Source organism: Streptomyces sp. NPDC032940 (genome assembly GCF_040636935.1).
GTDB lineage: Bacteria > Actinomycetota > Actinomycetes > Streptomycetales > Streptomycetaceae > Streptomyces.
The window spans coordinates 116,019-138,098 of the sequence record NZ_JBEZVJ010000011.1; the positions used below are offsets into that span (position 1 = coordinate 116,019).

Annotated in this window: 23 protein-coding genes and 3 pseudogenes; 11 read left to right on the plus strand and 15 right to left on the minus strand. The window is 73.5% G+C overall.

Features of this window, described 5'->3' with window-relative positions; all coding sequences use genetic code 11:
• Positions 1–37: 37 nt before the first annotated feature.
• Positions 38–772 (minus strand): D-Ala-D-Ala carboxypeptidase family metallohydrolase, encoded by a 735-nt coding sequence (locus AB0E77_RS16700; RefSeq protein WP_361570665.1) that lies wholly within the window; start codon positions 770–772, stop codon positions 38–40.
• Between the two features lie 174 nt (positions 773–946).
• On the opposite strand from AB0E77_RS16700, the gene AB0E77_RS16705 reads away from it, so the two are divergent.
• From AB0E77_RS16705 to AB0E77_RS16715, 3 genes are all read left to right on the plus strand, one after another.
• Positions 947–1,267 carry a GYD domain-containing protein gene (locus AB0E77_RS16705; RefSeq protein ID WP_361570668.1) on the plus strand — a complete coding sequence of 107 codons (321 nt, stop codon included), beginning with the start codon at positions 947–949 and terminating at the stop codon, positions 1,265–1,267.
• 69 nt (positions 1,268–1,336) lie between these two features.
• Positions 1,337–2,605 carry an ATP-binding protein gene (locus AB0E77_RS16710; RefSeq protein WP_361570671.1) on the plus strand — a complete coding sequence of 423 codons (1,269 nt, stop codon included), beginning with the start codon at positions 1,337–1,339 and terminating at the stop codon, positions 2,603–2,605.
• A gap of 185 nt (positions 2,606–2,790) precedes the next feature.
• Positions 2,791–3,666 carry a hypothetical protein gene (locus AB0E77_RS16715; RefSeq protein WP_361570674.1) on the plus strand — a complete coding sequence of 292 codons (876 nt, stop codon included), beginning with the start codon at positions 2,791–2,793 and terminating at the stop codon, positions 3,664–3,666.
• A 71-nt stretch (positions 3,667–3,737) separates the two neighbouring features.
• Here AB0E77_RS16715 and AB0E77_RS16720 read toward each other — a convergent pair whose 3' ends face one another.
• Positions 3,738–4,388 carry a TetR family transcriptional regulator gene (locus AB0E77_RS16720; RefSeq protein ID WP_361570677.1) on the minus strand — a complete coding sequence of 217 codons (651 nt, stop codon included), beginning with the start codon at positions 4,386–4,388 and terminating at the stop codon, positions 3,738–3,740.
• A gap of 163 nt (positions 4,389–4,551) precedes the next feature.
• Between AB0E77_RS16720 and AB0E77_RS16725 the strand changes: the two genes are divergently transcribed.
• Both AB0E77_RS16725 and AB0E77_RS16730 read left to right on the plus strand, forming a co-directional pair.
• Positions 4,552–5,337 carry an SDR family NAD(P)-dependent oxidoreductase gene (locus tag AB0E77_RS16725; RefSeq protein WP_361570680.1) on the plus strand — a complete coding sequence of 262 codons (786 nt, stop codon included), beginning with the start codon at positions 4,552–4,554 and terminating at the stop codon, positions 5,335–5,337.
• Positions 5,338–5,449: 112 nt separating this feature from the next.
• A complete protein-coding gene (locus AB0E77_RS16730) occupies positions 5,450–5,908 on the plus strand; it encodes a VOC family protein (protein WP_361570683.1) in 459 nt (152 codons plus the stop codon).
• Positions 5,909–5,926: 18 nt separating this feature from the next.
• Here the strand turns inward: AB0E77_RS16730 and AB0E77_RS16735 are convergent, their stop codons facing one another.
• From AB0E77_RS16735 to AB0E77_RS16745, 3 genes are all read right to left on the minus strand, one after another.
• Positions 5,927–8,101 carry a prolyl oligopeptidase family serine peptidase gene (locus tag AB0E77_RS16735; RefSeq protein WP_361570686.1) on the minus strand — a complete coding sequence of 725 codons (2,175 nt, stop codon included), beginning with the start codon at positions 8,099–8,101 and terminating at the stop codon, positions 5,927–5,929.
• A complete protein-coding gene (locus AB0E77_RS16740) occupies positions 8,098–9,879 on the minus strand; it encodes an N-acetylglutaminylglutamine amidotransferase (protein WP_361570689.1) in 1,782 nt (593 codons plus the stop codon). The genes AB0E77_RS16735 and AB0E77_RS16740 overlap by 4 nt, the downstream gene beginning before the upstream one ends.
• A gap of 185 nt (positions 9,880–10,064) precedes the next feature.
• The gene (locus AB0E77_RS16745; protein ID WP_361570691.1) at positions 10,065–11,195 is read right to left on the minus strand and encodes a glutamate--cysteine ligase; all 1,131 of its coding nucleotides are present in this window, start codon (positions 11,193–11,195) and stop codon (positions 10,065–10,067) included.
• A 236-nt stretch (positions 11,196–11,431) separates the two neighbouring features.
• Here AB0E77_RS16745 and AB0E77_RS16750 point away from each other — a divergent pair.
• A pseudogene (locus AB0E77_RS16750) lies at positions 11,432–11,758 on the plus strand (alpha/beta hydrolase); the annotation flags it as partial.
• Here AB0E77_RS16750 and AB0E77_RS16755 read toward each other — a convergent pair.
• A complete protein-coding gene (locus AB0E77_RS16755) occupies positions 11,694–12,353 on the minus strand; it encodes a type III effector protein (RefSeq protein ID WP_361570693.1) in 660 nt (219 codons plus the stop codon). The pseudogene AB0E77_RS16750 and the gene AB0E77_RS16755 sit on opposite strands and share 65 nt — an antisense overlap.
• A 126-nt stretch (positions 12,354–12,479) precedes the next feature.
• Here AB0E77_RS16755 and AB0E77_RS16760 point away from each other — a divergent pair, with 126 nt between their 5' ends.
• The 3 genes from AB0E77_RS16760 to AB0E77_RS16770 all read left to right on the plus strand — a co-directional run bounded on the left by AB0E77_RS16760 (position 12,480) and on the right by AB0E77_RS16770 (position 13,967).
• Positions 12,480–12,917 (plus strand): Hsp20/alpha crystallin family protein, encoded by a 438-nt coding sequence (locus AB0E77_RS16760; RefSeq protein ID WP_361570696.1) that lies wholly within the window; start codon positions 12,480–12,482, stop codon positions 12,915–12,917.
• Positions 12,918–13,039: 122 nt separating this feature from the next.
• On the plus strand, positions 13,040–13,468 hold the full coding sequence (locus AB0E77_RS16765) for a DUF2267 domain-containing protein (RefSeq protein ID WP_361570699.1): 429 nt from the start codon (positions 13,040–13,042) through the stop codon (positions 13,466–13,468).
• A 55-nt stretch (positions 13,469–13,523) separates the two neighbouring features.
• A complete protein-coding gene (locus AB0E77_RS16770) occupies positions 13,524–13,967 on the plus strand; it encodes a DUF2267 domain-containing protein (protein ID WP_361570702.1) in 444 nt (147 codons plus the stop codon).
• Here the strand turns inward: AB0E77_RS16770 and AB0E77_RS16775 are convergent.
• Positions 13,951–14,340, minus strand: a pseudogene (locus tag AB0E77_RS16775) (LysR substrate-binding domain-containing protein); the annotation flags it as partial. The gene AB0E77_RS16770 and the pseudogene AB0E77_RS16775 sit on opposite strands and share 17 nt — an antisense overlap.
• Positions 14,341–14,342: 2 nt before the next feature.
• Positions 14,343–14,447: pseudogene (locus AB0E77_RS16780) on the minus strand (carbonic anhydrase); the annotation flags it as partial.
• A 269-nt stretch (positions 14,448–14,716) separates the two neighbouring features.
• On the opposite strand from AB0E77_RS16780, the gene AB0E77_RS16785 reads away from it, so the two are divergent.
• Both AB0E77_RS16785 and AB0E77_RS16790 read left to right on the plus strand, forming a co-directional pair.
• Positions 14,717–15,451 (plus strand): VOC family protein, encoded by a 735-nt coding sequence (locus AB0E77_RS16785; protein WP_361570705.1) that lies wholly within the window; start codon positions 14,717–14,719, stop codon positions 15,449–15,451.
• Between the two features lie 110 nt (positions 15,452–15,561).
• Positions 15,562–16,104: a MarR family transcriptional regulator gene (locus AB0E77_RS16790; protein WP_361570708.1), complete on the plus strand. Its 543-nt coding sequence runs from the start codon at positions 15,562–15,564 to the stop codon at positions 16,102–16,104.
• Positions 16,105–16,151: 47 nt separating this feature from the next.
• On the opposite strand, the gene AB0E77_RS16795 is transcribed toward AB0E77_RS16790, so the two are convergent.
• From AB0E77_RS16795 to AB0E77_RS16825, 7 genes are read right to left on the minus strand one after another with little or no spacing between them, the layout of a single operon-like run.
• Positions 16,152–17,162, minus strand: a complete 1,011-nt coding sequence (locus AB0E77_RS16795) for an aromatic ring-hydroxylating dioxygenase subunit alpha (RefSeq protein WP_361570710.1) — start codon at positions 17,160–17,162, stop codon at positions 16,152–16,154.
• A gap of 1 nt (position 17,163) precedes the next feature.
• Entirely contained in the window at positions 17,164–17,391 is a 228-nt protein-coding gene (locus tag AB0E77_RS16800) for a recombinase-like helix-turn-helix domain-containing protein (protein WP_361570713.1), read from the minus strand.
• Positions 17,392–17,422: 31 nt separating this feature from the next.
• A complete protein-coding gene (locus AB0E77_RS16805) occupies positions 17,423–18,370 on the minus strand; it encodes a PDR/VanB family oxidoreductase (RefSeq protein ID WP_361570715.1) in 948 nt (315 codons plus the stop codon).
• Positions 18,371–18,382: 12 nt separating this feature from the next.
• A complete protein-coding gene (locus tag AB0E77_RS16810; RefSeq protein ID WP_361570718.1) occupies positions 18,383–20,011 on the minus strand; it encodes a thiamine pyrophosphate-binding protein in 1,629 nt (542 codons plus the stop codon).
• Between the two features lie 9 nt (positions 20,012–20,020).
• Positions 20,021–20,806, minus strand: coding sequence for an SDR family oxidoreductase (locus AB0E77_RS16815; protein WP_361570721.1), 786 nt, complete (start codon positions 20,804–20,806; stop codon positions 20,021–20,023).
• 16 nt (positions 20,807–20,822) lie between these two features.
• Complete coding sequence (locus AB0E77_RS16820; protein WP_361570723.1) at positions 20,823–21,566, minus strand: SDR family oxidoreductase; 744 nt, start codon at positions 21,564–21,566, stop codon at positions 20,823–20,825.
• A complete protein-coding gene (locus AB0E77_RS16825; RefSeq protein WP_361570726.1) occupies positions 21,559–22,080 on the minus strand; it encodes a cupin domain-containing protein in 522 nt (173 codons plus the stop codon). Before AB0E77_RS16825 ends, AB0E77_RS16820 begins: the two co-directional genes overlap by 8 nt.

Below are 22,080 nucleotides of genomic sequence, written 5' to 3' on the forward strand. Positions count from 1 at the left end.
CTCGGTCAGGGCCGGGGACCGGTGACGGCGCCGTGCGTCAGATCCCGCACGTGGGGGCCGACCAGTAAGGCGACGGGTCGAAGGCAACGTGGGTGTGGTCGTTGTGGCCGGGGTAGCCCGGGCCGAGGATCTCCGAGAAGCCGTGCGTCCTGGCCTGCTGGGCGAGCCGGCAGAAGGACGGCGAGCCGACCAGGTCGGCCGCGTCGCCGTACAGGTGACGGCTGGTGGCCGAGCCGCCGACCGCGTTGTTGCACGCGCGGGAACGGAAGCCGCTGGAGATGGTGATCGGGACGTCGCCGAGGGCGTGCCGCATCGCCTCCAGCTTCCACATGGTCTTGAGCGCGTTCGACTTGGCGGTGGCCGCGGAGACCGCGCCGCCGGACCAGTCGGAGTTGCACTTGTTGAGCTCGGCGTAGGTGAAGTGGACGGGCGTGCAGTCGGCGTCCTGGAGCGTGTAGATCTTGCTGAAGGTCGCGGGTCCGGCGACCCCGTCCGCGCTCAGTCCGTACGCGGCCTGGAACTTCTTGACGGCGGCGGCGGTCCGCGCGCCGTACTGGCCGTCGTAGGAGAGCCGTTCGCCGGAGGTCACCCAGCCGGCGACCCGGATCTGGAGCTGGGTCACGTCGCTGCCGGAGGATCCCTGGGAGAGCGTGCGGTTCCACGTGTAGCAGGAGTCGGCGTGCGCCGTGCCGGCGGTGGCACCCATTCCGACCGCCGTGCCAGCCATGAGCATGACAAGCGTGAGAAGTGAACGTGACATACGTCTGAACATCCCGGCCTCCCGACCGCTGAGCCGACGACAACAACCGCAGCCCAGCGTGCGGCACCGGGCTACGCGCGTCAATGGCGCCCCCAACGGGTGAATCCGGCCCTTCGCCGACCGGTGGGCGGCGGGCGGCGGGAAGGCCACCCGTACACCGACGAGCGAGGGTCACGGAGCGTCCCCATGCCGAAGTTCCTCATCCAGGCCACCTACACGTCCGAGGGCTCCAAGGGCCTTCTCGCGGAGGGCGCGAGCGGCCGCCGCGCCGCCGTCGAACAGGCGGTCACCGGCCTCGGCGGTCGGGTCGAGGCCATGTACTACGCCTTCGGGGAGGACGACACCGTGCTCATCGTCGACTTCCCCGACGCGGTCTCCATGGCCGCCGTCAGCCTCGCCGTCAAGGCCGGCGGCGGCCTGCGGACCCGGGCCACCCCGCTCCTCACCGTCGAGGAGATCGACGAGGCCGCCCGGCGCGAGGTCGCCTTCCGCGCCCCCGGCACGTGACAGCGGGCCGCACCCCGGATGGGTGAGCACCGTGACGGACGGCGTCACCGCCAGGGGCACACTGGCGGCATGGCGATCCCTGGCCCCGCGAGTACGCCGGTGCGCCGGCTCCCCGCGCACCCGCAGAGTGCCGGCGAGGCCCGGCGGTTCGTCCGTGACGTGCTGGACGGGGTGGCCCCGGACGCGGCGGACACCGCGCAACTGCTCGTCAGCGAACTGGTGACCAACGCGGTGGTGCACGCCCACACCGAGGTGGAGGTACGGGCCTGGGCCGCGGACGGGCGCGTGCACGTCCACGTCAGTGACCGGGAGCCGGGCCGGGGCCTGGTGCCCCACAAGGGCGGTACGGCGTACGCCGGTACCGGGCGGGGCCTGGCGATGGTCGAGGAGATGGCCTCCAGCCACGGTGTCCTCGTCGGCGAGGACCACAAGACGGTCTGGTTCGAACTGTGGCCCGACACACCGGAGCCGCCGACCTCCGGGTGGACCCTCCCCGACGCGCCCGCCACCGCGACGGCGACCGTGGAGCTGGGCGATGCGCCCGGCGCGCTGCAGGAGGCGGCCCGGCAGCACCGCGGGGCACTGCTGCGTGAATGCCTGCTCGCGGCCTTCGCCGACGACCGGTCCGACGTCCCGTCGGCGGACCTCCTGACCGCGCACGACGCCAATCATCTCGTCGACGCGGCGCTGTCCGCCGCGTCGGAGGAGAGCCGTCACGGGGATCTGTACACGGTGCGCCTGCGGGTCCCCGCCGACGCCCGGGACGACGTCCTCACCCTGAACCGTGTGCTCGACGCGGCCCAGGAGACGGCGCGTCAGGGCCGGCTGCTGACCCGTCCGGCCCTGCCGCAGATCCGCGCCGCCAACCACTGGCTGCTAGGCCAGATCACGGACCAGCTCGCGGGGCGGGCGCCCACGGCATGGACGCAGGTCGCCCGCGAACCCAGCACCACACCTCCCGAGCTGGCGCCGTGGGACCCCAGCCGTCTTCAGGCCGGCGACACCCCGGGCATCGCCGCCGACGACGGCAACAGGATCATCGCCGTGAACGAGGCGGCCGCACATCTGCTGGGCTGGCCCGCACAGGACCTCATCGGCCGGCGGATCACCGTGATCATTCCGGAACACCTGCGTGACCGGCACGTCGCCGCCTTCACCTCGCTGCTGCTCACCGGCCAGTCCCGCATCCTCGGCCGGCCGGTGGCCGTGCCGGCCCTGCGCCGCGACGGCCGGCAGGTCGAGATCAGCCTGTGCATCCAGACGCAGGAGGCGACCGACGGCCGCAGCGTGTTCGTCGCCCACTTGACCGGGCAGGACCAGGCGGGCGACCCGACCTGATCCCGGCACGCCCCCGGGAGGAATCCGTGCAGAGGAATCCGCGCAGGAGCATCACACGGCCTGCACCCGGCCTTGCCAAAGCCTCGTTAGCGTTGCTGGCTGCTCCAGCGCCTGTACGCACGTGATCAGGCCGCGGCCCAGGCAGGCCGACGGCACGTCGAACCAGGAAGACCGGAAAACCGCACATGGACTACTGCTCCTCATGCCGGCGGCATCTCAACGGCGCCCTGGTGTGCCCCGGGTGCGGCGCCTACGCCCCGGACATAGCCCCCCGCGCCGTCGACGGCCACGGCGGACCGGCCCTGGCGGAGCCGGACGCCGCGCCGGCACCGGCGGCCTACCCGGGTGCCGCGGCCACCGGCATGTCCTGGCACGTGCGTCACGAGGACGACACGCCGGACACCGGCGCGGCCGCGGGCGAGTCGCCGCACGCCGCCGCCGGCGTCGAGGACGCGCCGCCCGCGCCGCAGGGACGTGCGGCACGCCGGCGCCAGCTGGAACGGTGGAAGAAGAACAAGCGCCGGGCGGCGGTGGCGAGTGCGGTGGCACTGGTCGGCGGCGGCCTGACCATCGCCTCGATGGACCGGAACACCCCGGCCCGGGCCGAGGCGGCCGTGGCGCCGGACGAGCGGAGCATGGGCGTCGCGCAGGAGCGGACGCCCGACCAGGACCGTCCGGTGTCCGTACCGTCGGCCGTGCAGCGCACGCCCCGGTCGACCCCGGCGGCGTCTCAGCCGCGGTCCTCGGCGACGTCCGACGCCCTGCGAGAGCAGTCCCTCGCGGCACCGCCCCGCACCGCGGCGCCCCGCACGGCAGCGCCGAGCGCTCCGCCCGAGGCCGCCGTTGCGGCCCACACGGCCGCGCCGTCGGTCCCGCAGCCGCAGCGCACCCCTCCGTCCACCGCCTCCACGACTCCCTCCGCACCGTCCGGGACGACGACGGAGCAGCCGTCGGCACCCGCGTCCGGCGAGGGCACGAACCCGGGCGCGACCCAGGAGAACCCCCCGCTGTTGTCGACGTCGCCGACGGAGATCTGCCTCCTCGGCCTGTGCCTCAGCTGACGTCCGCGCCTCGGCTGTAGGACGGGGCCTCGGCCGGCCGCACCCGCCCTCGCGCCCGGGCGTACCGCCGATCAGGCCCTCAACAGGCGCAGGCCGCCGGTCAGTTCCCGCAGGCACCGCACCACGAGCTCCGCCGGGGAGACCGTCTCCCCGTCCTCCGGGTCCGTCAGCGCCCAGGTCTCCAGCGCGACACGGATCGCGTCGGTCGCCGCGGCGGCGACCAGCCGTACCTCCAGCGGGTCGGGGTCCGGCCCCGCCAGACGGGTGACGATCGGGAGCAACTGCTCCTGCGACTCCTGATTCACCCGGTACCAGACGGCGCGCAGCGCGGGGTCGTTCCGGGCCGCCCGCAGCAGTCCGCGGGTCCAGCGCAGTCCTTCGTCCTGCGCCGCGGGCCCCGGAGGAGCCAGGGACGCGACGGCGGCCGACTCCAGGGCCTGGGCCAGCGACACCTGCGAACCCGACTCGGCGAGCAGGGCCCGCCAGTGGTGCCCGCCGGACGACAGCAGCGGCCCGACAGCGTCCTGCTTGCTGCGGAAGTACCGGTAGAACGTGCGCAGGGCGACGCCCGCGCGATCCGCGATCTCCTCAGCCGTCGTGCCGTCGGGCCCCTTCTCGGTGAACAGCTCGGCCGCGGCACGGGCGATGTCCAGCTGCGTCGCCGCCTTGCGGCGCTCGGTCAGCGAGGTCGGGGCGGAGCGGGGCGGCCGGGACTGGTTCATGGGTGAAGCGTACGCGTCCGCACGTCCCACCGGCATGTCGCGCCATGGTGTCAAAACGTGCCACTAAGGCGTACGGTGGACATCCCGCGCGGCGAGCCGCGCCGACCGCACACACCGCACATCCGCCGCACATGCACGGCACACGCACCACAGGGAGACCCCCATGAACCGCTTTCAAGGACGTCGCGCGCTGATCACCGGAGGCGGCTCCGGCATCGGCCAGGCCACCGTGCTGCGCCTGCTGGCCGAGGGCGGCGAGGTGGTCGCCGCGGACGTGAGCGAGAAGGGGCTGAAGGACACGTACGCGAAGGCGGGCGCCGACGCCGAGCGGCTCACCACGCTGGTCCTGGACATCTCCGACGAAGCGTCCGTGCGCACGGGCGTCGCCTCCGCCCTCGCCGCCCTCGGCGGCCTCGACGTCCTGGTCAACGCGGCCGGCATCCTGCGCTCCTCGCACACCCACGCCACGTCGCTCGCCGACTTCACCCGCGTCATCGCGGTCAACCTGACCGGCACGTTCCTGATGATCCGCGAGGCGATCCCGGCGCTCCTGGCGGGTGACGCGCCGGCCGTGGTCAACTTCAGCTCGACCTCGGCGGCGTTCGCTCACCCGTACATGGCGGCCTACGCGGCAAGCAAGGGCGGCATCCAGTCCATGACCCACGCGCTGGCGGCCGAATACGGCAGGCAGGGCATCCGCTTCACCGCCGTGCAGCCCGGCTCCATCTCCTCCGGGATGACCGACGGGTCGGGCGAGAGCAGGCAGAGTCAGGGGCCCGGCCTGCCCGAGGACACCGACTGGAGCCTGTTCGCCAAACTGTCCCCGGCGCTCGGGGACGGATTCGCCGGACCGGAGGCCGTGGCAGGCGTCGTCGCCATGCTCGCCTCCGAGGACGGCGCGTTCATCACCGGCACCGAGATACGCATCGACGGCGGCACCCACTTCTGACGCGCCGGGGCCCCCTGCCGTCGGCCGACGCCGGGGGTGCCCCATGCCTATCCACGGCGAAAGGGGTCACTCGGCCGGAACGACCACGGGGGCCGCCCGGAAGGACGCCACGATGACGACACGAGGCAACCTGCCAGCGCCCGAGCAGGGGCTGATCCTGACCCATTTCCTCACCGTCCGCGACGTCGCCGTCTCACGGCGCTACTACGCCGAGATCCTCGGCGGAGAAGTCGTCCTCGAGGAGAACCCGGCCATCGTCAAGGTCGCCAACAGCTGGATCATCATGAACCCGGGCGGCGGCCCGACACCCGACAAACCCGGCGTCACGCTGGAGCCTCCGACCACCGAGGACACGGTCTCGAGCTTCCTCAACGTCCGCGTGGCCGACATCGACGCCTTCTACGCGGCCGCCACCGCCAAGGGCGCGCGGTTCCTCACGGAACCCCTCGACAGAAAGGCGGAGCTGCGCTGCTACCTCCGGGACCCGGACGGCTACCTCATCGAGGTCGGCCAGGCCACCGGCATGCTGAACGGCATCTTCGCCGACCGCCCGGCGGACACCACGGAGTAGCAACCGCGCACCCGGCGGTCAGCCGTTCAGATGGCGTTGCAGCCAGTCCGCCGCGGTGCGGCGGAACAGGCGTCTGTTCTCCGCGCGCAGGAAGTCGTGGCCCTCGTCGCGCAGGGTGAGCAGTTCGGCGACGAGGCCGCGTTCGCGGGCGGCCCGGACGAACTGTTCCGACTCGCGCGGCGGGACGTTGGTGTCGTGCTCCCCGTGCACGGCGAGCAGGGGGACGCGCAGGGCGTCGATCCTGCTCATCGGCGAGAGTGCGCGCAGCAGCTCGCGGTCGTGTTCGGGATGGCCGTACTTGTACGCCGCGGACTGGGCGATCCAGGGTTCGGTGCCCTCGAAGAACGTCGCGAAGTCCGACATGCCGCAGACCGCCACCCCGGTGCGGAACAGGCCGGGGTGGCGGACGAGCGACGCGAAGGTGAGGTAGCCGCCGTACGAGCGGCCCATGACGGCCAGGCGCGAGGGGTCGGCGGGTCCGGCCAGTACGGCGTGGCCGGCGCAGTCCGCGATGTCGTCGAGCGCGGCGAACCGGCCCGCGCCCAGATCGGCGTCGACGAACGACCGCCCGTGGCCGGAGGAACCGCGGACGTCGGGGGCGAAGATGTCGATGCCCCGGCCCAGGATCTCGTGGTAGAGCGGGTTGAAGACGGGGCGTTCCTGTTCCTCCGGGCCGCCGTGCAGGTGGATCACACAGGGCGCCGGCTCCGCCGGTCCGCGGCCCGGCGCCCGGTAGTACCAGCCGTTCAGGCTCAGCCCGTCCCGCGCGGTCGGCCTCAGGGGCACCGGGCGTACCGGCGGGCGGCCCGGGGGGACGGCGTCCTCGTCCTTCGACGACCACGGGGTGCGCAGCAGGGACACGCCCTCGGTCAGCAGCCACACGCCGGGGCGGCGCTGTGAGCCCGACAGCGCGAGCGTCAGTCCCGCCGGGCCCAACGGCACGGCGCGGGTGACGACTTCGTGCGGCAGGGGCACGGGATGCGGTGGCCCGACGACGGCCCCTTCCGTGCCGGACGGGTGGGTGTCGACGATCTCCACGTCGCTCGCGCCGAGCATGTTCCAGGTCAGGACGGCGGTGTGGCCGTCCTGGGCGAACTGCAGGAGTTCGAGGTCGGCGCCCTCCCGTTCCGCCGCGACGGACCACCCCCGCGGGCCGCCCCGTTCGTCGAGGCCGGCCGCGATCAGCGCCGCGAACTCCCGGCCGGCGTCGCTGCGCAGCCAGACGGTGTCCGCCCGGGCGGAGAACCTGCCGATCCACGGGTCGCCGTCGGCCACCGCGACGACGTAGGTGGTGGTGAGGTCGGCGGTGCGGACCACCACCGCCTCACGGCGTCCGCGGGGGCCGCGGCGCACCAGCGCGAGCCGGCCGTCGCGGCTCAGATCGCACACGCGCAGCGTCGCCGCGTCCTTCTCGGTGGCGAGGAGCACCGGCGCGGCCTGCCCGTCGGGGTCGATCAGGTAGGCGGACAGGCCGTCACCGAAGGCGGTCGTCGCGGGCGTTCGGCCGGAGGGTTCCGTACCGGAGCGGGCGGAGCGGGTCGCCGGCCCGGGCTCCACGTCGGTGATCGTCGTCGTGCCGAGGAGGACAGCTTCCCCCTCGCGGCCGGACCAGCCGACGGCCGGCAGGCGGCCGGTGGGCCCGCCGGCCCCGTCCGGGAGGCCGGCCGTGTCCCGCGCGGGGGGAGCGGGGACGGTGGGGACGGCCACCGTGACCGCGACGGCCGACCCGTCGTGGGCCCAGCAGCCCAGATAGGCCGAGGTGCCGGGCTCGGCCCCCGCCAGGATGCGGCGGCCGGAACCGTCGGGACGTACGCACAGCACCCGCTGGTGCTCGCCGCCGCCGGGGGCCGTGGTGTAGGCGATCCAGCGGCCGTCGGGCGACCAGGACACCTCCCGGACGGGGTCCGGCCCGGAGTCGAGCAGCCGCACCTCGTCGCCGTCGGCCGGCCCGGTCCACAGCTGGGGCACACCCCCGCGGTCGCAGATGAACGCCACCCGGGTCCCGGCCGGGTCCGCCGAGGGGTACCAGCAGCCGTGCGCGACGAGCCGGGTCGTGCCGTCCCGGGGCCCGGAGGCGTCGGGCAGGGGGACCCGGGCGGGTGCGGCACGGGGGGAGTCCCGGTCGCCCGTGTCCCGGCGTGCGGACACCGTGCCGGTCCCGTCGCCGTCGTACCGGGCGCGCCCGCGGGTCATATCCCGTGCGTCTGCAGCCATATTTCCAGCAGAGCCACTTGCCACAGGGCGTTCGCCCCACGCTTCGTGCGGTGCTCACCGGGAGCCGCCAGGAGCTCGGCGAGGTACGACTCCCGGAACAGCCCGCGCCGCTTCGCCTCCGGGGCCTCGAGGGCCTCGCGGACCCGGTCCAGGACGGGCCCGGCCATATGCGTGATCGCCGGGACCGGGAAGTATCCCTTCGGGCGGTCCACCACGTCCTGCGGCAGCAGTTTGCGGCCCGCCTCCTTCAGCACCCCCTTGCCGCCGTCCGCCAGCTTGAGCTCCGGCGGGCAGGCCGCGGCCAGCTCCACCAGTTCGTGGTCCAGGAAAGGCACCCGGGCCTCCAGGCCCCAGTCCATCGTCATGTTGTCGACCCGTTTCACCGGGTCGTCCACGAGCATGACGTGCGTGTCCAGCCGCAGCGCCGCGTCCAGCGCCGTCTCCGCGCCAGGCACGGCCATGTGCTCCCGCACGAAGTCGCCGGAGACGTCGTCCGCCGGGAGCATGTCCGGCCGCAGCATCCGGGCGAGATCGGCGTGCGGCCGGTCGAAGTACGTCTCGGCGTACCGTTCGGGTTCCTCCTCGCGGGCGACGGAGGCCAGGTCCGGATACCAGTGGTAGCCGGCGAACACCTCGTCGGCGCCCTGCCCGCTCTGGACGACCTTCACCTCCTTCGACACCTGCTCGGACAGCAGATGGAAGGCGACCACGTCATGGCTGATCATCGGCTCGCTCATCGCCGCGATCGCCCCGTCCAGGGCCGTGGACACGCGCTCGGAGGGCACCATCAGCCGGTGGTGGTCAGTGGCGAACTCGCCGGCGACCAGATCGGAGTACCGGAACTCGTTGCCCTCGTCGCCGCCCTCCGACTCGAAGCCCACGCTGAACGTCTTCAGGTGCCGCTGCCCCTCGTCGGAGAGCAGGGCCACGATCAGGCTGGAGTCGAGCCCGCCGGACAGCAGCACGCCCACGGGCACGTCGGCGACCATCCTGCGGCGTACGGCGGTGCGCAGCGCGTCCAGGACCGCGTCACGCCATTCGCTCGCGGTCATGTCCCGGTACTCGGGCCGGCGGGTGTACGCCGGCTGCCAGTAGCGACGGTCCCGCTGCGTGCCGTCCGGCTCGACCACGCGCACCGTGGCGGGAGGGAGCTTGCGCACCCCGGCCAGCACGGTACGGGGCGCAGCCACGGTCGCGTGCCAGCTCAGATACTGGTGGACGGCCACCGGATCCAGCGAGGTGTCGACGTCGCCGCCCGCGAGCAGGGCCGGGAGCGACGAGGCGAACCGCAGCCGCCCGGGCGTACGCGCCACGTACAGCGGCTTGATGCCGAGCCGGTCACGGCCCAGGACCAGCCGGCCGGTGCGGTGTTCGACGACCGCGAAGGCGAACATGCCGTGGAAGCGCTCGACGCAGGCGGTGCCCCACTGCCGGTACGCCGCGAGGACGACCTCGGTGTCGGAGGTGGACCGGAACCGGTGACCGAGGCCCCGCAACTCCTCGCGCAGCTGCCGGTAGTTGTAGATGCAGCCGTTGAAGACGCCGGTCACCTCCCGCGCGGCGTCCGTCATCGGCTGTGCGCCCTGGTCGGACAGATCGATGATCTTCAGCCGCTGATGGGCCAGCGCCACCGCGCCCTGCGACCAGAGACCGTGGCCGTCGGGTCCCCGAGGGGCCAGGCGGTCGCCCATGCGCCGTACGGCCGCCAGATCGGGCCGCCCGCCGTCGAAGCGGATCTCTCCGCTGAGGCCGCACATCACGCACCACCTCCCCGGTGCTCGGCGACGGCCCGCGTCCACGGCCTCCGCTCGGTCCCGACCGTCGGAATCTGGGCCAGGCTGGTCGACATGGGTCTGTGTCTCCTTCGGGGTGGGGGCGGTGGTTCGGGCCCGTTCCTGTGTCCTGTGGTGCGCGCTGCGGCACCTCCTGCGGTGTGTCCGCCTCACACGCGTCCGGCCAGGCGCCGAGCGGGCCGGCGGCTGAGGCGCCCGGCTCCCCGGGTCTCGGTGATCAGCAGGTCCGTGCAGGCCAGGAGGACCTCCCGCTCGGCGAGCCGGCGCACACGGCGGGCGGCGCTGCCGTCCGCGAGCGCCCGCTCCGCGAGCGACCGGACGGTCTGCCAGTCACCGTTCGCGGTGAGCACCGGGCGCACCCTGCGCAGCAGACCGTGGACGACGTGGGCTGCCGGCGCCTCGCGGCCCGTCTCCGGATCGACCAGATTCCCTTCGAGTCCGGATCTGGCCGCCCGCCAGGTGGCGGCACGCAGCCACTCGTGCCGTCCCCGGCAGCGGGGAGCGGCCGGGCTCTCCAGCCGCTGACGCGCCTCGGTCACCAGCGCCCGGAAGAGCCCCGCGACCAGCACCACCGTCTCCGCGCGCGGGCAGGAGTCGCAGATACGCAGTTCGAGGGTGCGGTGGTGGTCCGAGGGCCGGATGTCGTAATAGATCATCCCCGGGTCGCTGATCACGCCCGAGCCGACGAGGCTGCGCACGGCGGTGTCGTACGCGGCGGCGTCGGCGAAGCAGCCGATCGGCCCCGCGGTGGGCCACCGCTGCCACAGCATCGTGCGCCAGCTCGCGTAACCTGTGTCGGCGCCCGCCCAGAACGGGGAACTCGCGGAGAGGGCGAGCAGCACGGGCAGCCAAGGTGACACCTCGCACATGATCCGTACCGCGGTGTCGCGGTCGGGGACGTCCACGTGGACGTGTGCTCCGCAGATCAGCTGCTCGTCGGCGACCCGCCGGTACTCGTCGGTCATGCGGCGGTAGCGGACCCCTGGCGTGGGCGGCGTGTCCCCGGGGAAGCCGAGGGGGGCCGTGCCGGCGGCGACGACGGCCAGCCCGTGGGCGGAGGCCGCGGTGTCCAGGGTCCGTCTGGCGCCGGTCAGGTCGTCGTACAGATCGTCCAGGGACGTGTGCACCGCGCTGTTCGTCTCGACGGCCGCCTGCTGCAGTTCGGTGGTGAAGGTCTGCTCGGGGAGCCCGTCGAGCACCGCGTCGGCACGCGCCGCCAGCAGGCCCGTCTCCATCTGCACGAGATGGAACTCCTCTTCCACGCCGATGCGAACGGTCACGGCGCCTCCTCGTGACGACGGCCACCTGGTCACCGCCGTCGGGAAGGACTCGGCCGGAGCCGAAAGACGGCGAGCTGTGCCACTCGGAGTTCCCCTTCGCGGCACTTGTAGACCTTCGTGCTCGTCCCGCGACGCGTCCTGACCCAGGGCCTGTCGTTCGGATCACGCCGGCGTCGCGGGGCGTGGTGCGCACATCTGCGGCATTGTCGTCGGTTGCCGGGGCTCCACCCTGGCGTCGGGGCATGACCCCGCACACGCTCACCGCCTCGGCGGCAGCCACCCGCGCCTGCCTGGAGGAGCGCACGCTGCCGGACCGGCCGGCGGATCTGGGCAAGCCGCTCCTGGTGCTCTTCGGCGAGGACGACCGCAGGTGGCGTTCCTCGTCCGCCTCCGACCACCGCGCCGTACCGGGCGCACGGATCGAGATGCTGTCCGGCCTCGGACGCTCGCCCCTGCTGGAGGATCCGCCGCGGACGGCCGCCCCGCTGCTCGCCTTCGCTAGGGCGCAGGCGACCGGCGTTCACCGTTCCCCGACTCGCGCAGACGGTCCGTGCGACGCGTGAGGGTGTCGATGCGGGCGACCAGCTCGGAGTGGTCGGCGGTCAGATGGTCGCGGGCGCCGGTCAGGGGGCCGATGAGGCCGGCGGCGTCGTCATGTCCCAGGGCCCGTACGAGGGGGGTGCGGGCCTCGGCCGGAAGGCCGGTGAGGGCGGCGATCTGACCGGCGAGCTGACGCAGGTCGGCCGCGTTGCCGCGGGCCCAGGCGGAGACGGCGCGGTCGGCGGCGCGGCGGTCCCGGGTGGCCTGCACGCGCTGCTCGCCGGTGGTGCCGGGGGCCCCGGGCCGCAGGCGCAGATAGCGGCGTTCCGCGGCCTGCCGGCTGGCGACTCCGAGGGGTTCGGCGAGGTCGGCCCAGCTGGCGCCGGCCGCGCGTGCCGTCTCGATCAGTCCCGTCTCCCACCCCGCGAGCTGGGTGCGCAGCTCACGCAGGAGCAGCAGCGCGGCGAGGGCCTGGTCGGAACCGACCTCGGCGGCGGGCTGCTCCGCGGACCGCGGGGACTGGGCGCTGTGCACGGCCTCCTCGATCGCCGCCAGCGCTGTCTCGGCGGCGAGGAAGGAGGCGGGCCGGGCAGAAGTTTCCTGGGGATCCGGGGCCATGGTCACCTCCGTTCGGTCATGTCACCCTTCGGATGACGGACGCGCTTGTCATCGTTTCGATGACATGCTACAAGAAATACAGGAACCAGCGCATGAGCGATCTGCTCGAACTGGAGGTGTTTTCCGATGCTGATGCGCACCGACCCCTTCCGTGAGTTCGACCGGCTCACCCAGCAGCTGCTCGGCAACGCGTCCGGCACCTGGTCGCGCCCCACGGCGATGCCCATGGACGCCTACCGCGAGGGTGACGCCTATGTCATCGCTCTCGATCTGCCCGGTGTCGACCGGGACGCGATCGACATCGACGTCGAACGGAACATGCTGACCGTCCGGGCCGAACGCCGCCCCGTCACCAAGGGCGACGACGTCCAGATGGAGCTCTCGGAACGCCCCCTGGGCGTCTTCTCCCGTCAGGTGATGCTGGCGGACACCCTCGACACCGAGCACATCAGCGCCGACTACGAGGCCGGCGTGCTCACGCTGCGCGTCCCGATCGCCGAGCGGGCCAAGCCGCGCAAGATCACCATCGGCGGCGGCGCGGAGCGCAAGGAGATCGCCGGCTGAGAGCCGGACGACGCCCCCCGGCGGCAGCGACGGGGGCCGGACGACTCGCTCCCTCGGCACCGTCCGGCCTCCGTCCTCGGTTCCGCGCGTCCGCACGGACCGCCCGGCGGAAGGAGAACCCGATGGCCATGCAGTGGAACGTGTTCCTCGACCAGGTGCAGGAGCGCGGTGAGTACCCGACCCGCGTCGAGGCGGAGCGGGCCGCGCGCACCGTGCTGGGGCTGCTGGGCGCACACCTGGTGGGCGAGGTGCGCGCCGAACTGGCCGCCCGCCTCCCGGAGACCTTCGCCCTGATCCTCCTCAACCCGCTCCGGGCCGCCGAACCCCTGTCCGCCGACCGGTTCGTGCGGGCCACCGCGGCGTGGATCGAGGGGGCCACGGAACAGACCGCGTTCTGGGACGTGGGCGCCGTGCTCAGCGTGGCCGCCGACGCGGCCGGCGAGGAACTGACCCGCCGCGTGCTGCTGCAGCTCCCGCCCGGCTACGACCTGCTCTTCGGCAGGCCGCAGGACACCACGCCCCCGAACGCGCCCCGCACCACCGGCGACTGACGCCGGCCGACACCGTCAGACCGGACCCACGAGCAAGAAAGGCACCCTTTCACCGATGCAGTCGAAGACGGCCCCGGCGGGAATCACCACCACCGAACCGGCCATGTCCTACGTCCAGTTGGTCGAACAGGTCCGCTACAACGGTGCGTACCCGACCCGTGAGAGAGCCGAGAAGGTCGTCCGCGCCGTACTGGGCGCCCTCGGCCGGCGCATCACCGGCGAGGAGCGCGTCGAGCTGGCGGCCCGGCTGCCCCGCGAAGCCGGCCGGATCTTCGCTGCGGAGATCCCCGGTACCGACGCCATGACCGGCTGGGCCTTCGTCAGGGACCTCGCCACCCGTACCGGCGGCACCTTGGCGACCACCCGCTGGGACGTCGGCTCCGTCCTGGGCGTCGTCGCCCGTCTCGCCGGCCCGGATCTGCTCGACCGCATCCTCGCCCAGCTCCCGTCCGGCTACGCGATCCTCTTCGGCCGCGCGGAACTCACCCAGGCGGCCTGACGGCCGGCCCCGGTCCGGCGGCGCGGTACCCGCGCCGTCCCACCACGTCGTCGAGGAGCCGGGTGAAGGCACGTACGGCCGCGCTGCGGTAGGCCTGGGTCCTGCGCAGGAGGGTGACCTCGCGCGGCGGCAGGGCCGGACGGAGCGGGACGGGGCTCAGGTGCGGGTGGTCATGGGTCACGGCGTCGGGGAGGACGGCGGCGAGCGGGGTCCGCTGGACGATCTCGACGAGGGCCTGGACGGAGTTGGCCTCCATGACGATGCGCGGGGTGACCCGGTGCGCCGTGAAGTACGCGTCGATGTGGCCGCGGGACGCGAAGTCGCCGCTGAGAAACACCAGTTCCCTGTCGGTGAGCTCCCCGAGGTCCAGCGGCTCAGCGTGTGCGGCGCATGGGACCCGGCCAGGTGCGCGAACAGGTCCGCCTTGCGCGGGTGGACGTTCCGCTGGAAACGCTGGACGCCTTCGGGGAGATCACGCATGGATCACTCCCTACGGTAGGGGGCTCGTGTGGGGAGCCGGCCCTCGTGCCGACACGAACCACCCTGTGTGACGTGCGTGTATAGAGTCCAAGACGTGGTAGCCATGTCACCTATAGGTGAGGCCGACACCTCGATACCCACCTCGGTCATGACGGCTCTCCCCGCGGTGGAAACTCGGATGCGGGTGCCGCGCGGCCGCCCCTACGCTGCGCTCGCGGGGGAGAGACGAGGCCCCGCGCAGGCCGTCGGTGGATCGGAGATACCCCGGAATGACCAGTCAGCTGTCCGCGATCTGTTTCCACGCAACCCGCCCCTCGGCCCTCGCGCGGTTCTGGTCCGGGGTCCTGGGCTGGGGGCCGGCCGATGACGCGGACGGCGAGGTGACGATCCTGCCCCCCGGTCCCGGCGGGTTCGGCATCCGTTTTCTGCCGAGCCAGGAGCCGAAGACCGGCCAGAACCGGGCCCACTTCGACCTGACCAGCACCTCACCGCAGGACCAGCGGCGGACGGTGGCCAGGGCGCTGGAACTCGGCGGCAGCCACATCGACGTGGGCCAGCGCCCCGACGAGGGACATGTGGTGCTCGCCGACCCGGACGGCAACGAGTTCTGCGTCATAGAGGCGGGCAACGCGTTCCTCGCCGACACCGGCGTCATCGGCGCGCTGGCCTGCGACGGTACGCAGGAGGTCGGCTACTTCTGGAGCGAGGCGCTGCGCTGGCCGCTGGTCTGGGACCAGGACCAGGAGACCGCGATCCAGTCGCCGGACGGCGGCACGAAGATCACCTGGGGCGGGCCCCCCGTCGCACCGAAGCTCGGCACGAACAGGCTGTGCCTCGAGCTCACGCTCCCCGCCGACGGCGACCGGGAGGCGGAGACCGACCGCCTGGTCTCGCTCGGGGCGAAGCGCGCCGCCACCGGCACCGGCACCGGTGTGTACGGCAACGGCCGGGTGCTGATGCTCGACCCCGACGGCAACGAGTTCTTCGTCCAGCGGCCCCGGTAGCCCGCGCCAGCGCGGCCCCTCCGCACGCACCCCCACCCGGCGGCCAGGTATTTCAGGGCTAAGATTTCTGGAGGAGGCCCGCGACGGCCGGTGACATGGGGAGGCGCGGCATGGCGGTGAAGAGGGCGGCCCGACGGGACGCCGTGGCGGCGATCATCGAGGACTGGGCCCGGGAGCGGCCCGAACTGGACACGTCCCCCCTCGAGGTGCTGGCCAGGCTCCACCGCACCTTCCTGCGCTACCACACCGAACTGGCCGCCGGTATCGAGCGGCACGGGCTGGCCGTGGCCGGCTTCGACGTGCTGACCGCGCTGCGCCGGGCCGGCAAGCCCTACCGGCTGACCGCGGGACAGCTCGCCGACAGCGGCCTGATCTCCTCGGCCGGTGTCACCCTGCGGATCGACCGGCTGGAGAAGGACGGCCTCATCGTGCGGGAACGCGACGCCGGTGACCGCCGGGTCGTCTACTCACGGCTCACCGACGCGGGCCTGGCCAAGGTCGACGAGGTCTTCGCCGAGCACCTGGACAACGAACGCCGGATGCTGACGGACCTGTCCCCGGCCGAGCGGCGCCAACTGGCCCGCCTGCTCTCCAAGCTGGAGCGCTCCATCGTCGCCTCGGCCGAGACGGAGGCGGGGGACGGCGGGAGCTGAACCCCCGGCACCGCCCGCCTCCTCCGTGACCGGCCGCTCCCGGCCGGTCAGCCGGCGGCCTGCGCCTGCGCCTGCTGCCGGTACAGGCGGCGCAGGCGCACCACGCCCAGGTCGTGCTGGTAGAGGTTCTCGAACCCGTCGGCGTCGGCCGGCATCGCCTCCAGCATCACCCGGTCCTGTTCCAGGACCTCCCAGTGCCGCTCCTCGATCAGCGTCCGGTACAGGAACCGCCAGGTGTCCCGCTCCCAGCCGGACACCTGGCGATAGCGCCAGAAGAAGACGCCGGTACGCCCGGCGTCCACGGGGCACGCCATGCCCACGATGCCGAACGGGCCGCCGGGGCCCGCGGACGGCGGGTACGGGATGGACAGGTCCACCCAGTCGACGCCGGTCCGGCACAGCTCCACCCAGTCGAAGTTGACGCCCCGCTGGTCGGTCTTCTCGAAGAAGTAGCCGCGGTCGGTCTCGCGGATGCGGAACTTGGCCTGGGTGTCGCCGTCGTACATCGTGTGCGACTCGTGGTGCAGGAACGCCCCGTGCATCGGGTCCATCAGGTTCTCCACGGCGAAGCGCCACGGCACGTTCCACTCGGCGTAGCACAGGAACGCCGCGATGTCCGGGTCCGTCAGCGGCTCGGGGAGGGTGAGAGGCGCGGGTTCGGGATGCCGCTCGTCGCCGAAGTAGGCCAGGATCGCGCCGGCCACCTCGCGCACGGGCAGGGAGGGGACCAGCTTCTTGCCCTCCAGGCTGCAGCCGGGCAGCCCCGGCACGGAGGACACGGTGCCGTCGCCCCGCACCTCGACGCCGTGGTACCAGCAGGCCACCCGGTCCCCGAGGTGTTTGCCGAGGGAGAGCGGGGCCCCGCGGTGGGGACAGCGGTCGGCGAGCAGGGAGAGCGTGCCGTCGGCGGTGCGGAACAGCAGCCAGTCCTCGCCCAGCGCCGTGACCCTGCGCATGCCGCCGGGCTCGACGAAGTGCGAGGGGACGACGGGATGCCACTGGTTGCGCAGCCCGTGGGCGTAGACGTGGTCGGCGGTGACGTCGGTGGTCAGGCTCATCTCAGGCTCCCAGGCGGTGCATCTCGGTACGGAAGGTCTCCTCGGTCCAGGGCGCGCCGTCGGGGGTGCGCACCTGTCGGGCGTTGAGCCCGGCGACGACGTCGGCGAGGCCGTGGCCGTCCTGCGTGAAGATCTCCTCGAGGGTGCGCGCGAGCTTCGTCTCGTACGGGGTGGGGGTGTGGGTGCGGGACTGGTGGGGGTCGAGGCAGGGCCAGGTGCCTGCGGTCATGAGGGCCTCCGTGAGGACGACGGGACAGGGCTTACAGGTCGAGGACGAGCCGGTCGGAGGCGCAGCGCGAGACGCAGATCATCATCGTCTCGCCGGCGGCGTGCTCGGCCTCGGAGAGCAGGAAGTCGCGGTGGTCGGGGGTGCCGGCGACGACCCGGGTCTCACAGGTGCCGCAGATGCCGTCGCGGCACGACGAGGGGACGGACACGCCCGCCGCCTCGACCGCCGCCAGGACGGAGGTCTCCGCGCCCACCGGGACCGTCAGGCCCGACCGGCGGCACTCCACCTCGAAGGCGGTGTCGTCGCCGGACCGCTCCACCGCCGGGGCGGCGAACCGCTCCAGCCTCAGCCGGCCCTCCGGGCACGCCTCCTGCACCGCGGCGAGCATCGGCTCGGGCCCGCAGGCGTACACCAGCGCGTCGGCCGGCAGACCGTCGAGGGCGGCGGTCAGGTCGATGTGCCCCAGCTCGTCCTGCGGGACGAGCGTGACCTCGCCGCCGGTGAGCCGGGCCAGTTCGTCGCCGAAGGCCATGGAGGCGCGCGACCGCCCGCCGTGCACCAGCCGGTACGGGATGCCGTCGCGGTCCGCCTGGCGGGCCATGGCGAGGATCGGGGTGATGCCGATGCCGCCGGCGACGAACACGTACGACCCGGCGGGCTCCAGCGCGAAGTGGTTGCGCGGGCCGGCCACCTCCACGGTCTGGCCGGGACGCAGCTTCGTGTGGACGTGGCGTGAACCGCCGCGCGAGGCCGGCTCGTCCAGGACGGCGATCCGGTAGGAGCCGCCGTCGGCCGGGTCGCCGCACAGCGAGTACTGGCGGACCAGGCCGCCGACGCGCAGGTCCAGATGGGCGCCGGGGGACCAGGCGGGCAGGGGCTTGCCCGCCGGGTCGGCCAGCTCGACGGACAGCACGCCGTCCGCCTCCCAGGTCATGCGGCGCACGAGGAGTTCGAGCCGCCGCTCATCGGTGTCGCTCATCGAGGGGCCTCCCTACGCGGTGGGGATCGAGACGGGCGGGGTGAAGGGCGTCTTCATCGGGCCGAGTGCCGCCAGGTCCACCTCGACGAGGACCGGACCGTCCGCGGCAAGGGCGTCCCGGATCACGCCGTCGGCGTCGGCCTCCGCGGCGATCCGCGCGTACGGCAGTCCGCAGGCGGCGGAGAGCCCCGCGAAGTCGGGGGTGTGCAGGTCGACTCCGGAGCGCCGGTCGCTGTAGCGGTCCTGCGTGTTGCGCAGCACGCCGTAGCCCCCGTCGTTGAAGACGAGCAGGAGGAGCCGGGGCCGCTCCTGGGCGAGGGTGAGCAGTTCACCGAGGTGGACGGCGAGGCCGCCGTCCCCGGCGACGACCACCGTCGGCTCGTCGGGGCGGGCGAGCGCGGCGCCGATGCCCATGCCGAGCCCCTGGCCTATGCCGCCGCCGCGCGGAAAGACGTTGGCGCGCGGGTCGTGCATCGGCAGCAGCCGGTTGCCCCAGGTGGAGGACGGGATCGTCACGTCGCGGGCGACGACCGCGCCGCGCGGCAGGGCGGCGGCCAGCGCGTCGCAGACGGCCGCCTGCGGGCCGATGCCCTCGCGCAGTGCCGCCCTGACCTCGTCGCGCACGGCGCCGACGCGGGCGGTCCAGGCAGGGTCGGCCGGTACGGCGGCCCCGGTCAGCGAGGGCAGGACGCGGGCGGCGTCGCCGTGCAGGGCGTGCCGGACGGGGTAGACCCGGCCGAGCGCGGCCCCGTCGACGTCGATCTGGACGTGTGCGCCGGGCAGCTCCAGTCCGTAGTCGGCCGTTTCGTTGGAGCGGAAGTGCGTGCCCACGGTGACCAGGGCGTCCGCGTCGGCCAGCAGGGAGCGTACGGCCGGCGTGGTGGCGAAGTTGCCGATGACCTGCGGATGGTCCTCGGGGACCGAGCCGCGCCCGGAGTTGGAGGTGATCAGCCCGGCGCCGGTCGCCTCCAGCAGGGCGAGCAGCTGTGGCCGGGCCCGGTTCGCGCCGCCGCCCGCCCAGATCAGCGGGCGCCGGGCGGCGGCCAGCAGGGCCCGCGCACCGGCCAGTTCGGCGGGGTCCGGGACAGCGGAGGCCCCGTCGGAGGCCGGCGTCCCCTGGGTGTCCTGCTGGGCCGCGTACTGGAGGTCGACCGGCCACTCCACGCTGGCCGGTCCGCCGGGCACGGCCAGCGCCGCGGCGGCCGCCTCGCGGAGCAGGCGCCCCGCGCTCGCGGCGTCGGGCACCGTCGCCGCGTACGCCGACACGGCGGCCAGCATGCCGAGCTGGTCCCTGGTCTCGTGGATGAAGCCCCGGCCCTCGCCCAGGTAGCGGCTCTCGATCTGCCCGGTCACGTGCAGCACCGACGTACCCGAGGCGAGCGCCTCCACCAGGGAGCCGGCCGCGTTGCCGGCGCCCGTACCCGTGGACGTGAGCGCGCAGCCCAGGCCGCCGCGGGCCCGGCCGTAGCCGTCGGCGGCGTTCACGGCGGTCGCCTCGTGCCGTACGGGCACGAAGCGAAGCTCCCGGTCGACGGCCTCGACGAGCGGCAGGTTGTGCACGGACACGATGCCGAAGACCGTGTCGATGCCGAGTTCCTTCAGGACGGCGACCAGCAGGTCGCCCCCGTTGCGGTAGGTCATGCGTGCCTCTCAGAGGATGCCGCGGCCGACACCGCCGCAGACGTCGACGGCCGTTCCGGTGATGTACGAAGCGCGCGGTGACAGCAGGGTCACGACGGCGTAGGCGACCTCCTCGGCGCGGCCCAGCCGGCCGAGCGCCACGCCCCGGTCGGCGGCGAGCCGCGCCTGCCACCGCGCGTAGTCCAGGCCGGAGTCCTCGGCGGCGTGCCGCCGGGTCCACTGCCCGGTGTCGATCAGCCCGAGGCACACCGAGTTGACCCGGATGCCCTCGGCGGCGAGTTCGACGGCGAGCGACTTGGAGAGGTTGAGGATGCCGGCGCGGGCCGCACCGGTGGTGATCAGGCGGGGCTCGGGCTGCTTGGCGAGGACCGCGTTGACGTTGACGACGCTCGCCGCGTCCGAGTCCCGCAGATGCCGGCGGGCGGCGTTCAGCGGATGGAGGACGCCCGCGAACTTCAGCTCCAGTTCGTCGCGCCAGTCCTCCGCCGTGGTGTCGTCGAGCCGCTTCATGCGGGACTGGCCCGCGTTGTTGACCAGCCCGTCGACCCGGCCGAAGCGCTCGGCCGCCCGGTCGACGAAGCCCCGCACGGCGTCCGCGTCGCGGACGTCGCACACCGCGGTCAGCAGCCGGTCACCGCCGTCCAGGCGCGCCGCGGCGTCGGCGAGACGGCCGGCGTCCCGGCCGCAGGCGGCCACGTTGGCCCCCTCGGCGAGCAGTGCGCGGACCGTGGCCAGGCCGACGCCCGAACTGCCGCCGGTGACCAGGACGGTCCGGTCGGCGAGACCGAGATCCATGAGTCGCTCCTGTGTGTCAGTGCATGGTGAAGCCGCCGTTGACGGCGATCACCTGGCCGGTGAGATAGCGGGACTCCTCGCTCAGCAGGAAGGAGACGAGACCGACGAGGTCGTCCGGCTGCTGGGGGCGGGAGATCGCGCGGTGGGCGGCGTAAAGCGCGTGGCGTCCGGCGGGGACGGACTCGGTGGCCTCGCACTCGGTGAGGCCCGGGGCGACCGCGTTGACGGTGACACCCTGCTCCCCGAGCTCGCGGGCCATGCCCCGGGTCAGGGCGACGACCGCGCCCTTGGAGGCGAGGTAGTGCGCCAGGCGCGGGGAGCCGTACAGGGCGGCGTCGGAGGCGATGTTGACGATGCGTCCGGGCCGGGCGAGCAGGGGGTGCAGGGCCTTGGCGACCAGCCAGGGGCCGCGCGCGTTGACGGCCATCAGCCGGTCCCAGACCTCGACGTCGATGTCCTGGAACTCCTTGCCGCCCACCCCGTTGGCCAGGGCCGCGTTGTTCACCAGGCCCCACACCGGGCCGAGCGGGGCCACGGCCTCGGCGAGGCCGGCGACCGAGGCGGGGTCCGCGACGTCGCAGGGGACGTACCGGGCGTCGCCGCCCGCGGCGCGGATCGCGGACGCGGTGCGCTCGCCCCACTCCTCGTTCAGCTCGGCGACGACCACACGGTGCCCGTCGGCGCCGGCCCGGCGGGCCATGGCCTCCCCCAGGCCACGGCCCGCCCCGGTCACCACGACCGTGCGCACCGCGTCAGTCACGGGTGACGCCGTACAGCGGCGAGTACTCCGGGTACGTCGGCACCTGCGGCTTGCGGGTGCCGATGATCACGCAGAACAAGGCGTCGGTGTCCCCCTCGTTCTTCAGCGACCGGGTCACACCGGCCGGCACCACGATCATGTCGCGGTAGCCGAGCGTGCGGTACTCGGCCTCGTCCGGGCCCCGGTGGATGCCCACCCGGACCTGCCCCTCCAGGACGAAGAACGCCTCCTCCACGTCGTGGTGGGTGTGGGCCGGGCCCTCGGCGCCGGGCGGGAGCAGCATGTTGGAGAAGGTGAACCCGCCGGAGGGGATGATCCGCCGGTCGTCGTCGTGGTTGCCGGTGGCGCCGGAGCCGACGTAGCGGATCTGCGCCCGCCTGTACTGCGGGCCGGCCTTCTCCTGGAAGGAGAGGGTGCCCCAGTCGGGCTCGCGCGAGTCCTTGCTCGCGATGAGGGAGTCGGTGTACTCGGCGAGGTCGCCGCCGTTGTCGTACTCGGTGGTCTCGAGGGGCAT

Excerpts from the sequence above, each read along its gene's own strand:
- AB0E77_RS16700 (WP_361570665.1), bottom strand. The coding sequence starts at position 772 with ATGTTCAGACGTATGTCACGTTCACTTCTCACGCTTGTCATGCTCATG.
- AB0E77_RS16705 (WP_361570668.1), top strand. The coding sequence starts at position 947 with ATGCCGAAGTTCCTCATCCAGGCCACCTACACGTCCGAGGGCTCCAAG.
- AB0E77_RS16710 (WP_361570671.1), top strand. The coding sequence starts at position 1,337 with ATGGCGATCCCTGGCCCCGCGAGTACGCCGGTGCGCCGGCTCCCCGCG.
- AB0E77_RS16715 (WP_361570674.1), top strand. The coding sequence starts at position 2,791 with ATGGACTACTGCTCCTCATGCCGGCGGCATCTCAACGGCGCCCTGGTG.
- AB0E77_RS16720 (WP_361570677.1), bottom strand. The coding sequence starts at position 4,388 with ATGAACCAGTCCCGGCCGCCCCGCTCCGCCCCGACCTCGCTGACCGAG.
- AB0E77_RS16725 (WP_361570680.1), top strand. The coding sequence starts at position 4,552 with ATGAACCGCTTTCAAGGACGTCGCGCGCTGATCACCGGAGGCGGCTCC.
- AB0E77_RS16730 (WP_361570683.1), top strand. The coding sequence starts at position 5,450 with ATGACGACACGAGGCAACCTGCCAGCGCCCGAGCAGGGGCTGATCCTG.
- AB0E77_RS16735 (WP_361570686.1), bottom strand. The coding sequence starts at position 8,101 with ATGACCCGCGGGCGCGCCCGGTACGACGGCGACGGGACCGGCACGGTG.
- AB0E77_RS16740 (WP_361570689.1), bottom strand. The coding sequence starts at position 9,879 with ATGTGCGGCCTCAGCGGAGAGATCCGCTTCGACGGCGGGCGGCCCGAT.
- AB0E77_RS16755 (WP_361570693.1), bottom strand. The coding sequence starts at position 12,353 with ATGGCCCCGGATCCCCAGGAAACTTCTGCCCGGCCCGCCTCCTTCCTC.
- AB0E77_RS16760 (WP_361570696.1), top strand. The coding sequence starts at position 12,480 with ATGCTGATGCGCACCGACCCCTTCCGTGAGTTCGACCGGCTCACCCAG.
- AB0E77_RS16765 (WP_361570699.1), top strand. The coding sequence starts at position 13,040 with ATGGCCATGCAGTGGAACGTGTTCCTCGACCAGGTGCAGGAGCGCGGT.
- AB0E77_RS16770 (WP_361570702.1), top strand. The coding sequence starts at position 13,524 with ATGCAGTCGAAGACGGCCCCGGCGGGAATCACCACCACCGAACCGGCC.
- AB0E77_RS16785 (WP_361570705.1), top strand. The coding sequence starts at position 14,717 with ATGACCAGTCAGCTGTCCGCGATCTGTTTCCACGCAACCCGCCCCTCG.
- AB0E77_RS16790 (WP_361570708.1), top strand. The coding sequence starts at position 15,562 with ATGGCGGTGAAGAGGGCGGCCCGACGGGACGCCGTGGCGGCGATCATC.
- AB0E77_RS16795 (WP_361570710.1), bottom strand. The coding sequence starts at position 17,162 with ATGAGCCTGACCACCGACGTCACCGCCGACCACGTCTACGCCCACGGG.
- AB0E77_RS16800 (WP_361570713.1), bottom strand. The coding sequence starts at position 17,391 with ATGACCGCAGGCACCTGGCCCTGCCTCGACCCCCACCAGTCCCGCACC.
- AB0E77_RS16805 (WP_361570715.1), bottom strand. The coding sequence starts at position 18,370 with ATGAGCGACACCGATGAGCGGCGGCTCGAACTCCTCGTGCGCCGCATG.
- AB0E77_RS16810 (WP_361570718.1), bottom strand. The coding sequence starts at position 20,011 with ATGACCTACCGCAACGGGGGCGACCTGCTGGTCGCCGTCCTGAAGGAA.
- AB0E77_RS16815 (WP_361570721.1), bottom strand. The coding sequence starts at position 20,806 with ATGGATCTCGGTCTCGCCGACCGGACCGTCCTGGTCACCGGCGGCAGT.
- AB0E77_RS16825 (WP_361570726.1), bottom strand. The coding sequence starts at position 22,080 with ATGCCCCTCGAGACCACCGAGTACGACAACGGCGGCGACCTCGCCGAG.